At 52.6% G+C, this 14,366-nt stretch carries 11 protein-coding genes; 3 read left to right on the top strand and 8 right to left on the bottom strand.

Translation table 11 applies throughout. From position 1 onward, the window contains the following. Window positions 1-86 precede the first annotated feature (86 nt). The 8 genes from RAC89_RS27345 to RAC89_RS27310 form a co-directional block, all read right to left on the bottom strand. Window positions 87-1,235, bottom strand: a complete 1,149-nt coding sequence (locus RAC89_RS27345) for an asparaginase (protein ID WP_306616881.1) — start codon at window positions 1,233-1,235, stop codon at window positions 87-89. Between the two features lie 207 nt (window positions 1,236-1,442). Next, entirely contained in the window at window positions 1,443-2,225 is a 783-nt protein-coding gene (locus RAC89_RS27340) for a YheC/YheD family protein (RefSeq protein WP_306616880.1), read from the bottom strand. Between the two features lie 34 nt (window positions 2,226-2,259). Beyond that, complete coding sequence (locus RAC89_RS27335; RefSeq protein WP_306616879.1) at window positions 2,260-3,630, bottom strand: sugar phosphate nucleotidyltransferase; 1,371 nt, start codon at window positions 3,628-3,630, stop codon at window positions 2,260-2,262. Between the two features lie 13 nt (window positions 3,631-3,643). Then, window positions 3,644-4,465 carry a DUF6492 family protein gene (locus RAC89_RS27330; RefSeq protein WP_373430068.1) on the bottom strand — a complete coding sequence of 274 codons (822 nt, stop codon included), beginning with the start codon at window positions 4,463-4,465 and terminating at the stop codon, window positions 3,644-3,646. A gap of 249 nt (window positions 4,466-4,714) precedes the next feature. Then, complete coding sequence (locus RAC89_RS27325; RefSeq protein WP_306616877.1) at window positions 4,715-5,170, bottom strand: hypothetical protein; 456 nt, start codon at window positions 5,168-5,170, stop codon at window positions 4,715-4,717. A 79-nt stretch (window positions 5,171-5,249) separates the two neighbouring features. Further along, complete coding sequence (locus tag RAC89_RS27320; protein WP_306616876.1) at window positions 5,250-7,070, bottom strand: ABC transporter substrate-binding protein; 1,821 nt, start codon at window positions 7,068-7,070, stop codon at window positions 5,250-5,252. Window positions 7,071-7,187: 117 nt separating this feature from the next. After that, on the bottom strand, window positions 7,188-8,708 hold the full coding sequence (locus RAC89_RS27315) for an ABC transporter permease (protein ID WP_306617819.1): 1,521 nt from the start codon (window positions 8,706-8,708) through the stop codon (window positions 7,188-7,190). A gap of 6 nt (window positions 8,709-8,714) precedes the next feature. Beyond that, window positions 8,715-10,079, bottom strand: coding sequence for an ABC transporter permease (locus tag RAC89_RS27310; protein WP_306617817.1), 1,365 nt, complete (start codon window positions 10,077-10,079; stop codon window positions 8,715-8,717). 262 nt (window positions 10,080-10,341) lie between these two features. On the opposite strand from RAC89_RS27310, the gene RAC89_RS27305 reads away from it, so the two are divergent. From RAC89_RS27305 to RAC89_RS27295, 3 genes are all read left to right on the top strand, one after another. Then, a complete protein-coding gene (locus RAC89_RS27305; protein ID WP_306616875.1) occupies window positions 10,342-12,078 on the top strand; it encodes an ABC transporter ATP-binding protein in 1,737 nt (578 codons plus the stop codon). A gap of 167 nt (window positions 12,079-12,245) precedes the next feature. Further along, window positions 12,246-13,328 (top strand): Gfo/Idh/MocA family protein, encoded by a 1,083-nt coding sequence (locus RAC89_RS27300; protein ID WP_306616874.1) that lies wholly within the window; start codon window positions 12,246-12,248, stop codon window positions 13,326-13,328. A 2-nt stretch (window positions 13,329-13,330) separates the two neighbouring features. Then, window positions 13,331-14,356, top strand: coding sequence for an SGNH/GDSL hydrolase family protein (locus tag RAC89_RS27295; RefSeq protein WP_306616873.1), 1,026 nt, complete (start codon window positions 13,331-13,333; stop codon window positions 14,354-14,356). Window positions 14,357-14,366 lie beyond the last annotated feature (10 nt).

The following is a 14,366-nucleotide window of genomic DNA, read 5'->3' as shown; positions in this document are numbered from 1 at the left end:
AGGGGATCATAAGGAGCCCGGGTGTATAGGCTAAAAAAGAAGCTCAACCCCTAGAGGTATTGAGCTTCTTAGCTAATCTTCAATTCTTATTTGTAGTCCGACATGTTGAACTCAGGCAGCCCTATGGATGCGAACCATTGGCGAATTTGCTCCTGATCGTCGGAGAAGGTTAATCCCATTTGCAGCAGGATTCTTGCTTTTTGCGGGAGCAAATCGGCTCCGCCGATAATGCCGGGCGTATTCGTGTCATATACGGCGCCGGAGCCCGCGCGTGTTGTGCTAACGAACAGGACACCTTTTTCAATGGCTTCCTTGCGGGCAGTCTGCTGCTCCGTGGAGATGCCGCCGGCACCGTGACCCGCCGTAACGATCCCCTTCACGCCCGCATCGGCAAGTGCCGTGATCGGGAGTCCGCTAGCTTCCGCATAGCTGTAGACAATTTCTACCTTCGCGATATCCTCCGGCTTCACCTTCTTCAGATCAAACGGCGTTTTCCAGGAATCCTGTCCGCAGGCCTTCACCCGGCCCGGCGCTCTCACGCTGCGAATGCGATCCTCATCCACCGTTCCTAGTGCCCCGTACCGACCGCCGTCGAAGGTATCCAGGCGAAGAGCATCGGTTTTGGTAACTTCCCTTGCCGCGAAAAATTCATCATTAAGCATGAGTACACTTCCGTAGCAAGCTGTTTCACCGCTTGCCGCCAATCGGATGGCGTTAAAGAGGTTGGCTTCGCCGTCGAACGAGAATGTATTCGATTGTCTCATGGAGCCTGTAAAGACAACAGGCTTATCGCTTTGGACCGTCAGGTCGGCGAAATAGGCAAGCTCTTCCATAATATTCGTACCGGCGTTCACGACGACGGCATCAACGTCTTCCTTCGCTAATTGTTCGTCGATCGCAAGACTCATATCATATAAGTGCTTCGTTGTTGTGGCAGAAGAACTGATATTGTATACCTCATGGACGGTTACGTCCGCAACCTTCGAAATTTCCGGCTTCAGTCTGGAGAGGATGTCGGAAATCGAAACCTTCTCCGTTCCGTAGGACTGGAACATTTCACGACCGATGGCGGTGCTTGTGATGGTGCCGCCCATGCCGACGATGACTACATGCGGCAGCTTCTTGGGAGTTTCGGCAATAGCTAACCCTGTAATAACTGATGATGGAATGACTGGGGTTAAAGCAACAGCTGCCGCGAGTAAGGCACCTACGATGGTTCTTCCGATTTTTTTCATGAAAGTCCTCCTAGTTCGTATTTTATGTAATTAAAACTAACATAAAGTTATCATTTAACAACATTTATGTCAATAAATATAACACTTATTGAGGATATATTTTTAATAAATATGAAGGAGTTGTTACAAAATGCCAATTATATGTTAGAAAATATAACATAATTATAAAAAAGGGAGCAGTCGTAGCGCAGCTGCCCCCTTTTAAAACTATCCCTTTACTTTTTTATATCTTCCATTGGCCTTCGAATAACGAAGCACAGTGCGAAACATCCGTTTATCCCTAATAGCATTAAAAATGTGCACATCCGGAGCGGTATTCACCTCAAGCACCCACGGATGCAAATTCGAATCCAATGCAATATCAACGCCGATTTCCCGGAAGTTCGGATAAGTCCTCTGCAGCTGCTTGGCGATACGAACCCCGAGCCGCTGAAGCTGGGCCAAGTATCGGTGCTTTTGCTTCCCTTTCAAATACGGATCCAGCAGCTGTTCCAGGGGGAGCGGTTTACCTTGGCTGTGATAGTTGGTCACAATTTTCTTCGGATGGCTGACTCTGCCGACATATCCTGTTGTTCTCCAGTCAAGCTTGGCTGTGCGCTGAACCATAACACGTACATCGAAGCGAAGCCCATTGAAGGTGAGGAGGCGGATACCTTGTTGAACAAGATACGGCCTCTTTAATTTATTTCGGTTCATTGAAGTATAAAATTCGTCGAAGCTGCGGAAGACTCGTTTCATTGTGCCCAACTGATAACGATAGCCCGAGAATCTGCGGTTTGCCATTTTGGATGCCTGAATCACGCCATTTCCGGCGGTGCCGTTAATCGGTTTGACATAGACCATGTTGTGCTTCCTGATCATCGTCCGCAGCGAAGAACGACTATACAGGCGCGTCTCGGGGATATAGTTTCGCATCTCTTTGTTTTTCAACAGCGCCTTCGTTTTGATCCATTTGCTTGTTAGGGTTCGTCCCTTGCGCTCTTGTTTCAACTTCATTTCCCCTTCTCTATAAAGTCGTATCTTCTTAGTCATTCGGCGAATGAACTGCTTCCCCCGGCCAATCCATATCCAATTGGATGTGATCGCTACTGACGTTGTGAGGTCCGATATGAATTTCAAGATAAGTGAGGGAAGTAGTTGCCCTTAGTCCGTGCTTGCAGCCGGGAGGGAATTCGAGCAGCTGGCCGGCAGCTACCGGAATGAGAGCTCCATCTTTGATGATTTCGCCGTCTCCCTCCAGCACAAGCAGCTTTTCACCGGTCCTTTGGTGAAGGTGATAGCTCGTGTGCTTTCCGGCCGCAATCCGGACCCTAGATGTTCTGCACCCGGTCTGGCCGGCTGCCGTATAGTCGAGCAGTTTCTTTGTTCCCCACCGCTTCTCCTCATACATGATTTGAGAATGATTCTCCGCATCCGTGAGAATCTCCTTAATCTGATGGCTCTCCTGCTTGTTGGCCACGAGAATGCCATCGGGTCCGGCAGCAACAATGAGGCTGTGTCCGCCAATCACATGAATCGGGATATCGAGTTCATTGACCAGATGAGTATCAATGGCCTGACCCGAAACGGTGCCCGTGCCCGTCACCGGACTGCCGAGCCGAGCCGACAGGCTGTCCCAGCTGCCCAGATCCAACCAAGTCCCAGGGTAGGGAACCATAATGGAGTTCGTTGTGCGTTCCGCAACTTCCCGATCGAAGCTGAGCTCCGATGACTGTGGCATGTGCTCAAGCAAATGATCAAAAAGTACCGGCAGGTTTGCCTTCTTCAGAATCGTAAGTAAGAAGCCAAGTCGGAACGCATACACTCCGCAATTCCACATTGCCTTCTGCGCAATCAGCTGCTTCGCCAGCTGTTCATCCGGCTTCTCCACAAAACGTTCGATTCTATGATAATCGGTTTTGCTCTCAGATGCCGGGACAATATACCCAAATTGGCTGGAAGGATGGGTGGGGGCCGTACCGATCAAGGACAGCTCCGCGCCTGAGCGATCCAGGATGTCGGGCAGGCGTTTGATCATGTCGAAAAAGCTTGATTCCACGAATTGATCTGCCGGGAGAAAGCAGACGATATCCTTCTCATCGGCGTGGAGCTTAGAATAGAAGTAGGTCGTGGCAAGAGCAACGGCAGGGAAGGTCCCGCGTCTGTGGCGCTCACTGATGATAGGTATACGATCGCCGATGTGATTGCGGGTGATTTCGGTCTGGGTATGGTGAGAGACGACTAAGGCGGATTTCAATAAATCAGCATCCCCCAGCTGACGAACGACTCGCTGAATCATTGATTCCTTGCCGCCGTCCGGCGAAGTGAGCAGCTTTAAGAATACTTTGGTGCGAGTGCCATGGGAGAGGGGCCATAGCCGTTTGCCCGAGCCCCCCGACAATAGTATGATGTGCAAACTTCAGCCCCCCTTAGGTACCGGGCGATTTGGAGGCTCGCCGATAGATTTTGCGCTGATGAAAAGATAAGGACCGATAAGTTGCGGCCAAACGCTTCCTCCGTTTATCGGAGAGTCCCGCTGCGCTAGTAGAAAGGGACTTATTTCGTGCAGACTTTAGAACGCATTGAGAAGGGTTCTTCTCGTAAACATAGTTTCCATAGGTTTCAAACTCGGAAAAGCCGAATTGCTTCCTTCGGTTGATGCTTTGGATAATTGCCTTGTACCAAACCTGGCCGTGGCGACTCTCGATTTTCCTTTTCAGCTCCCGCAGCTTCTCTCTTTCAAACAGCATATAGTGCGTTACGAAGGAGCGTGGAGCTGCTTTCTTACGGCCTAGTAATTTTTGGTAGGTGGTGAAATATTCAGGCTGGCTCCAATCCCGGCAATAAAATACCGCCTTACCTCCAATGCGGAATCGGTGCGGACGAATAAAAACGGTATCTGCATCGACTACAAGGAAATCGCGTTTGCAAATCGTATCTCCGTTTAATTTCAGGAGCTGTTGGTAAAGCCAGCCGGAGCGGTCCCATGTCCGGGATCGATAATCAATGTAGCTCTTTCGAATGGGCAGCACCCTATGCTCGTGAACGAACTTACACCCTTTTTTGGCACAAAGAGCGCGAATTTGCTTACTCATCGGGGCTACAATATGAATCTTGCCTATAGGATGCCTGACATATTTGCGGACGGCATCGATAACATAAGGCAATGTCGGCAAATCCTTGTCAATAGCGGGAATGAATACATCAATCGCCGCCTTGCCCCCGGAATGCACGCTACAGCGCGAATCCAACACAATCCTCTCCCTTCAGCCTAGGGGTTGTACTATAAGCTCTCCACTATCGTATGAGGATTCTATGAGAATGTGCATGACAGAAGACACCCGCCAGGAGTGGAATCTTGCAGAAGGAGGGAGAGGAATATGCGGCAGCCTTTGGCATTGTTCCGAGGAATTGGTGCTGTAGCGGATCGCGGAAATCGTTTCGTAGAAAACGAAGTAGAAACGATTCGATATGGAAGTACTGAAAAGTCATTATCTGAATCAGCCTCGTATAAGAGGTTCGATCAAATAAACCGTCTTCTCCTCAGTTGAGGCAGAGCTGTCTTTGCGAACGACCCATCCGTAAGAGAGAACTGAAGCAAGACGAGCATGTTCCTCCGCATGAAACGCGCAGATAACCGATTCGCGCCCAGGCTCCAGCAGCAGCTGAGGCTCTTGACCCAAGGCGAGCCGTATCCAGCTCGCGATGCCTCGCAGCGTATTGTATTTGATCCGGTAGCCTTGACGCACGGCCTGCTCGAAATCGGACGGATGGCTGCCTGCCAGCTCCGTTAAGCGAGAGTAATCAAACTGGAACTGGCTATCATCCGCGGGGAGCTCGCCTGCGTGCACCCGGCGAAGCAGCTCATCCTCCGACCACCCCAAATTCCTGAGCGATTCCAGCAGGAGAGCATCCCATTGGGACAATGTAACGGGTTCCTTATTGTGAGCAATCATATCTTTTCACTCCTAACGATGCATGGATTGAAAATGACTGCCCCGATCCTATTCAGGACAACGGGGCAGTCTTTCTTCATTACTTGCCGGATGTATATTTGGCGAGGAATTCCTTCGCTTTGGCCGGGTCTGCTTTGACCTCCAATCCCGTTTTCACGATCGGACTTAAGGTCGATACTGCTTTGAACTTGTTATTTTTATAGTAGGCGAGGAACTCATCCTGATTGATGGAATACAGAACTGCTTTTCTCAAATCGGCGCTCTTGGCGATATCGCGGTTTTTGGTATTGAAGAGCAGGTACGAGACGGCGTTGCTCGGTATGGATTGCAGGGAAAGCTTGCTGTCTGCCTTAACCACATCGAATTTCGTTTCCGATACCCCGTAGAACAGGTGGATTTCACCGCTGCGGAGCGCGGAGAGCGAGCTTTCGGCGTCCTTAATGAATCGAACCTTGATGGAGTTTACCTTCGGCTCATACTTTGTGCCAGGCATGTAGCCGGGGTTTTTATAGAAAACGGCCTCATAATCATTTTTATACGCGAGAATGTAGGGACCGCTGGTGAACAGGGTGTTGTTATATTTCGGCCCTTCCGTCACTGCCGATTGGTCGCCGTAAGCAATGTCCTTGTTTACATCATATTTGGCTACATCATAGGTGTTGATGCTTTCTACTTGCTTTTTGGACACAATCCCTGCGGACTGGTGGGCCAAGTAGTTCAACACTTGCGGGAACGGCTTCGTTGTCGTCAGCTTGACGACCTGATATTTTCCATCCTTGTTGCTAGCCTGCGACTTGTCCGCCACGAGGGTGGAGATTTTGGATGCAAGTCCTTTATCCAAACTGGACTTTACGGTATCGGAGCTGCCCGACAGCTTCGCCGATTCCAGAACGGCAGGGTCCGTCACCAGCTCCACCTTTTGGATATGCTCATGCAAGGTGAAGGTGCGGTGATTCGGAACGGAATCCTTATTCTTGGCCCGGTTCAGCGAGAAAATGACATCCTCCGCACCGACGCGCTCACCGGAGTCTGCAGCCAGCTTGTCCTTAATCCGGGCGAAGCGGATATCGTCCCTAAGGACGAAATAGTAGTCCGAGTTGCCCTCGGCAATAGCGAAGTTATACGATAAGGAGCCTTCGGCTGTCAGCTTATCGTCGTCCGTCAGGTTAAGCAGGCGTACGTACTGGTTTGTGTTGATGATGTTGATCGAGCCGTCATTACCCTTGATCGGGTCAAGCGATGTTAACGAAGGAGATGTGGACTGCAGAATGATCGGTTCCTTGGCGCGTTTGGACGCGTCCTTGAAATCCAGCTCTTCCCAAGGAAGGGAGCGTGACTTGGACAGCCTTACAGATTCCTTCTTCAATATGTCTTGATTAAAGGCTTGCGCCTTGAGCGAACTATATAGTGGAGCAATATAGGCCTTGTCAAATACCAGCTGCTGCTCGAATTTCTTGTACGTCTCTGTGAATTGCTCTTGCGTCTGTGTGGAGGCCTGGTCAATCAGCTTATCGATTTCGGCATCGGCCAGGATGCTGTAGTCACCGCCTGTTTTGAAGAGGGAACGTACGGCATAATCCGGATTGCCCGTTACTGTAGTCCAGCTTGATAAGGCAATGTCAAAGTTGCCCGCATCCTGCTGCGCTTTGAACGTGCCGTAGTCAGGCTGCAGATTGAGCTTGACGTTAAAGCCGTTCTTCGTCAGCTGGTCGCGAACGATGTTAAGATCCGTCTCGTTCGAGCTCATGCCCAGCAGCTCGATATCGACAGGGGCGCTGGAGACGGCTTCCGTTCCAGCGGGCTTCGCCGTGGATTCGTCTTTGGTTGTCAGATTGCAGCCGTTCAGCAGCAGCGAGGCGCCGAGGACTAAAGGAATGACGAGTTTGTTTTTGATCATCATGGATTTCTTTCCTCCCAATATAGCAGTAGTATCTATGAACGCACATTCATTCCTCATTCCTGCATGTTACGAAACGTAGAGGCTATGGAATATGAATGAGGATTCCGTAAGTTAGAGCTAGTCCAGCTTCGGATCTAGGGCATCCCGCAAGCCGTCTCCCAGAAAGTTGAAAGAGAGAACGAGAGCGATGATCGCAAGGCCGGGATAAATTGCCGTGTAAGCATGGGTCTCGAGATAGGCGCTTCCTACCTTCAGAATGTTGCCCCACTCCGGAATGTGCGGTTCGACGCCTAGTCCGAGGTAGCTCAGGCTGCTGGTTGAGATGACGGCGGCGCCTAAGGTCAGCGTGGACTTGACGATCATGGGAGCGAGCGAGTTCGGCACGATATGCTTTAGTAAAATTTGAACATCCCCTGCGCCGAAGGCGCGTGCCGCCTGCACATATTCCAGCGTCGAGACGAGCAGGACATTCGCTCTCATCGTGCGTGCATAGGTCGGAATAGCCCCTATGCTCAGCGCCAGAATCAGATTAAACGTATTGGCGCCGAAGGCGGCGATAATCGCAATGGCCAGCAAAATTCCCGGAATGGCGTAAAGAATATCGAGGGCCCGCATAATCAGATTATCCGTGCTTCGTCCGTAATAGCCGGATAGGGTTCCTAGTGCGCCTCCGATCACCACTGGAATCAGAGTGGATACGATTCCCACGAAGAGCGAGATGCGGGCGCCGAACACAATTCGCGAGAACAGGCAGCGGCCGAAGTTGTCCGTGCCGAGCGGGTAGGCCATGCTTGGCGGCTGCAGGATGGCTCCGTAATTGTTATCTATGGCCATACCATAATCGAATGTGAAATAGCTGCACAGGGATATCGAGAGCAGAAAACCGATAAAGAATAGTCCCAGCATGGAGGTGGCGCTGCGAGACAGCCGATCCATCGTCTCCTGAAGCTTCGCGCCGGCCAGTCCTTCCCGATTCCGGAGCTTGGAAATAAGCAAAATACTTAGCGCCAATGCGAATACATTCCCCGTAACCGAGGTGATCAGCAGCAAAGCGGCGACCCCGTATAACCATTGAGGCAAGGGGCGCTCATCGTCGTAAAACCGTGCTATCCCAAGAAGGGAAAACAGCTGGATGACCGCTGCCACAAGCAGGGCTGTCATGCCGGTAAGAAATCCGTTCGAAACATACGGCTTAAAAACATTCAAAGAGGATACGGCGAAAACAAACACCGTCGTTAGTAATGAATAAACGGCAAGTGTATATGCAGGGCTCTTTTTCTTCTTCACCAACTGCAATGCGGCACTGACCATGAATATATTAGCGGTCAGTAGGCTAAGGAGCAGTACATAGCCTAAACGCCGGGTCTTTTGGTTTATCGCACCGTGACGGATCAAATCCCGGCGGATCTGCATCAGGACACCCATCTGAAGTAGACCGAAGGCCGAATAAGTCAGGAAGGCGATGAATACAGCGGGCTTGATCGCCAGATCCGGCCAGGTGAAGCTGCTTAGCAGCAGCACTAGCGAGAGAGCCAGAGTAGCGGCTGCGGCAAATCCCGCCTGCGAATAGTCGATGCTGGTTTTGAATCGAAAGTGTTGATCCTGTCTGGAAAGCGTAATGGATTGGGTCACATGCATCACCTGCTAGTATTGTTTCATTCGCGAGCGAATTCTTGGATCGATAAAGGCATAACAAATGTCGATGATGACGTTAACGATGGAGATGGTGATGGCGGTGTACACAACCCCGCCCATAATGCTGGGAATATCGGGAATGAACTGCTTGTCCACGATGTAGCTTCCAATTCCGTTAATATTGAAAACCTTCTCCGTTACCGCCGCCCCTCCGAGCATGGCACCGAACTGCAAGCCGATTACCGTAATTATCGGAATCAGAGCATTACCCACAGCATGCTTCCATAAGATTTGCGACCGCGATAAACCTTTGGCCCGGGCTGTCGTAATATAATCCTCGTTGATCACTTCCAGGGTAGAAGAACGCGTCATTCTGGCGACCGTCGCCATTAGGCCCGTACCCAGAACGACTACAGGCAGGATCATCGTGAGAGCATTCTGCGGGTTATAGGTGGCGGGCAGCCACTGCAGCTTGATCGAGAAATTCAGGATCAATATCAAGCCCTGCCAAAAATTCGGGATCGACAAGCCGATCAGTGCCAGCAGCATGAAGGTGTAATCCCAGAAGGAATGAGGCCGAGTGGCTGAGATCAGCCCGATCGGCAGAGCGATCAGTACGGCGACGACGGTGGAGATGACCGCCAGCGTCAGCGTCACCGGAAATTTTTTGGCGATGGATGCCGTGACATCCTCGTTTCCTGCAAACGATTTTCCGAGGTCAAAGGTCACGATATCCCGAAACATATCCCACAGCTGTACGAGATAAGGCTGATCCAATCCATAGAGCTTGTTGAATGCTGCAATCTGCTCCGGTGTTGCCGTTTCGCCGATGATGTTGGCTGCCGGATTCATAGGCGATAAATAAAGAATGGTAAATACCAGAAAGGCGACGCCGAGGATGACGAAGATCGTCATGATCAGCCGCTCCCCGATGTATTTGAGATAAGGATTGGCAAACAGGAGCATTAGCAGATACATGCAGCACCCCGGGAGCAGCGAAAGCACCAGAAAAAGCGGATGCTTGACCAGCTGTGCGAACGTATCCGCATAGGTGATTCGGTCTTCCTGCCGATCATTCGCGTGATTGTGCAGCTTCTCTCTCCACTTGACCTCTGTGAGTCTTTCCGCTTCCTGATTCAGCTTTGACCATTCAACGGGTTGACCGAAAAACCGATGCTTGCGCTCAAGCTGCTCCTTCGTTTCCATCAGCAGTCGTTCCCGATAGCCGGCCGCGATCCATTCCTGCTCGAGCTTATACAGCATCTCGTTCGGTTTCCCCTTCCTCTTGCTGCGCAGAAAGGCGAAATAGACGGCCAGGTTCACCGGCGTCCCTGTGAGCAAGAGCAAGTAGCGATACGAGGGATGCTGCAGCATCTTCGAATACGTGTCCCCGAGCCGTTGAAGGAGCTGGGATTGTATGGTATGTCCAGTCACATTCGTATACCCCTTTACCTCTCATACTTTATATTGTATTATTCCGATAGATATAGTAGATTTTATTAGGCGTGTACCTTGATGTCAATAGTTGGTCAAAACAATTTTTCGCTACGATTTGAAACTAGTGAAACATTATTTTAGTGTGCAAGCACTATGTGGCCGCTTAATCTCCCAAAAATTTATAGAACAGGTGAGCAGGATGACAAACATATTGGAAGTAGAGCAGCTGTCGGTATCCTTCTACTCTCGAGATAAGGAGGTGGAAGCGGTTCGCAATGTCAGCTTTGCTGTCCGCAAGGGAGAGACGTTAGGCATTGTCGGAGAGTCGGGAAGCGGCAAGAGCGTGACCGCGCGCACGATTATGAGGCTGCTCCCGACGCCTCCATCGGTGGTGAAAGGAGGAAGGGTGCTGTTCCATGGGCAGAACCTGGCGGATAAGACGGACAGGGAGATGGAGCAGATTCGGGGACGGGAGATCGGCATGATTTTCCAGGACCCGATGTCCTCTCTGAACCCGACGATGCGAATCGGGCGGCAGATTGAGGAGAGCCTGATCAAGCATCGCAGGATGAGCGGAGAGGAAGCGCGCGAGGAGGCGATCGAGCTGCTGAAGCTGGTCGGCATTCCGAATGGCGAAGCCCGCTACGACCAATATCCGCACGAATTTTCCGGGGGGATGCGCCAAAGGGTGATGATCGCCATCGCACTCGCGTGCCGGCCTTCCTTGCTGATTGCCGATGAGCCGACGACCTCGCTGGATGTCACCATTCAGGCTCAGATTCTCCATCAATTGAAGGAAATTCAGCGTAAGCTGGGTACCTCCATCGTCCTGATCACGCATGATCTGGGGGTTGTGGCAGGGATGTGCGACAGAGTCGTGGTCATGAAGGACGGCGAGGTCGTGGAAACGGGTACGACGGAGGATATCTTCTACGCTCCGAAGCATCCTTATACGGTATGCCTATTGAATGCTCTGCCGCGGCTAGACGAGAAGAAGAAGCCGAAGCCCGCTGCGGCCGTCCCCCGTTCACCGGATGTCCATCCTCTGCTGGAGGTGCGCTCGCTCAAGCAGCATTTCAGCTTAGGTAAAGGGCAAATGCTCAAAGCCGTCAACGATATCAGCTTCAGCATTCGCGCTGGGGAGACGTTAGGCATGGTAGGGGAGTCGGGCTGCGGCAAATCTACGACGGGAAGGACCATTCTGCGGCTCAACGAAGCGACGGGAGGCGAAGTGCTGTTTAAGGGGATTCCGCTGAATCGGCTGAACCGCAGCGAGATGAAGATCATGCGCCGCCATATCCAGATGATCTTCCAGGATCCGTACGCCTCGCTCAATCCCCGGCTGAGGATTGTCGACATCATCGGCGAGGCGCTCGATCTTCACAAGATGACGAGCAGCAAGCTTGAGCGGCAGCGGCGAGTGGAGGAGCTGCTCGAGCTGGTCGGGCTCAGCGCATCGCATGCGAGCCGCTATCCTCACGAATTCTCGGGAGGACAGCGGCAGCGGATAGGCATTGCACGGGCGCTGGCAGTCGAGCCGGAGTTTATCGTATGTGACGAGCCGCTTTCGGCTTTGGACGTATCTATTCAAGCCCAGATCGTCCGGCTGCTGGAGGAGCTGCAGCAGCGGCTCGGGCTGACGTATTTGTTTATCGCTCATGATCTGTCAATGGTGAAGCATATCAGCGATCGTGTAGCGGTTATGTACAAGGGCAAGATTGTCGAGCTGGCGGAGAGCGAGGAGCTGTACGCAAACCCGCTGCATCCGTATACCAAGACGCTGCTGTCGTCGATCCCCGTGCCCGATCCGGTCGCGGAATCCCGCAAAGCATTCGTGCCTCCCGCAGATCCGAATGCGGCGGATCCGTACGGGCTGGAGCGATCCCGGTTCGTTGAGGTACACTCCGGCCACTGGCTTGCCGTAGCCGGTGATTAAATCAAACACGATTATGAAATAGGCGGAAGGCGGTCCACCCCCGCTCCTTACCGCTTTTTTTGCCATATACGAGAAAAGTGAATATTGCCTCAAGCCCTCTCGCTTCCCTATGGTATAGCTATCTGTACGGCTGTACAGCATTCATGAAGCGGAGGGGACGAACAACGATGAGCGGCAAAAAATTGAAAGCAGGTATTATTGGAGCAGGGAATATATTCAGATCGGCCCACGCCCCGGCACTGGAGAATCACCCGGAGGTGGAGCTGACGGCTCTTTGCGACACGAATTCGGAGCGGGCGCGGCAGCGGGCTGCAGAGCTTGGGATTCAGCACGTATATAGCGATTACAACGAGCTTCTGGAGGCGCATCCGGATCTTGATTTCGTCGATATTTGTACGCCGAACGCCTACCACAGCGAAATTTCCGTAGCGGCGCTGGAGCGGGGCATCCATGTTTTCTGTGAAAAGCCGGATGCCGTAACGCCGCAGGAAGCCGCCAAGATGGCTGCGGCTGCCGAGCGCAGCGGTAAAATTCTAATGGCGATGCGGAACAACCGGTTCCGTCCGGCGGTTCAGTTCCTAAAGAACTATATATCCGAAGGACATGCCGGAGAAATTTATACGGGACGATGCGGCTGGGTTCGCCGCCGCGGCATTCCCGGCAAGGGCGGCTGGTTTACCACGAAGTCGTTATCGGGAGGCGGTCCGCTCATTGATTTGGGCGTACATTTTATCGACGTTGCCATTTGGCTGATGGGCGGTCCTCGCCCTGTCTCGGTTACGGGCGCTGCCTATACCAAGTTTGCCGGTTCCTCGATCAGCGACTCGGAGCATAGTCAATTTGGAGAAAGCAAGGATGAAGGCACCTTCGATGTGGAGGACCTGGCCACCGGTTTTATCCGCTTCGACAACGGAGCAACGCTGCAGATTGAGTTCAGCTGGGCCTCCAATGTCGAGGAGGAAATGAACTTCGTTGAGCTTCGCGGCACGGGGGCCGGACTCAGCTACCGCCGCGGCGAAGCCAAAGTCTTCACCGAGGTGGCGGGAACGCTGGTTGATCTGCTTCCGCGGCTGCCGAAGGATAACGTCGGACATACGCCGCATCTGCACCATTTTATCGACTGCATTCAAGGCAGAGCCGTACCGGTGAATACGCCGCAGGACGGCGTAGATATGATCAATATTCTTTCGGCCTTGTACGAATCTGCTAGAACGGGCTCTGAGGTCAAGCTGAGTCCGCAGGGAGAATAAGGATGAGCCTAAAGATCGATGAGCTTCACTTTCACAATGTCGCCGCGCTGGAGGAGTACGCGGGTGGCTATCATCTGTTCCGCTTTCCTCAGGAGGTAAGGCACGCGCTGGGAGAACGGGGCCGATTCATTGCCGAGGAATCGACCGGCTGTGAGATCCGGTTCGTCACCCCGGCCCCGAATGTCCGGATCACCCTGCAGCTCCCTAATAACGAAGGGGAAGTCGCGGTGTATAAGGGAGGCATTCTTCATTCCATGCATCGCCTGCAGGCGGGCTTACCCACTACGCTCCACCTGGAGGAGCCCCCGCGCTTGAGCATGATTCCGCGGGAGCAGCTGCTGGAGAGCGGCTTCGCACCGGAGGTATGGCGCATCATCTTCGGCCGGGCGAATGCCGTGCTGCTGCGTCTGAACACGTTCGGGCATCCCGTACGGCCGCCGAAGCCCGAGGAGATGCCTCGCCTGCGCTGGCTGGCCTACGGCTCCTCCATCACGCACGGCCTGATGACGTATCCGCTCTCCTACGTGGATCAAGCGGCCCGCCGCCTGCAGGCGGACGTTTCCAACAAAGGAATGAGCGGCTCGTGTCTGTGCGAGAAGGAGATGGCGGATTTCCTCGCCGAGCGTCAGGACTGGGACGTGATCACACTGGAGCTTGGAGTGAATATGCGGGATCAATTCACACCGGAGGCGTTTGCCGAACGGACGGAGTATCTCTTGAAGCAAGTTGTCACGCGGCATCCGAAGAAGCCGATTTTCGTCATTACGGTTTATCCTAACTTCGCTACGCAAGCGGATACGGTCGCGGGAGAACGGGAGAGACGTTATAATGACATATTGCAGGAGCAAGTGAAGGCTTTGCAGCACCCGCATGTGTACCTGCTGGACGGCGCGTCCGTGATGATGGACTATTCGAGTCTCTCCGCCGATATGATCCATCCGGGCTCCTACGGCCACATGCGGATGGGAGAGCGGCTGGCCGCCTTGATGAAACCGGTGCTGGAACATTATTGCTTGAGGGAAGGGTAGGCTTTTCCGA

Source organism: Paenibacillus sp. GD4, from assembly GCF_030846225.1.
Classification (GTDB): Bacteria; Bacillota; Bacilli; order Paenibacillales; family NBRC-103111; genus Paenibacillus_G; species Paenibacillus_G silviterrae.
The sequence above is the reverse complement of the archived record's forward strand: the minus strand, read 5'-3'. Positions and strand labels throughout refer to the sequence as shown.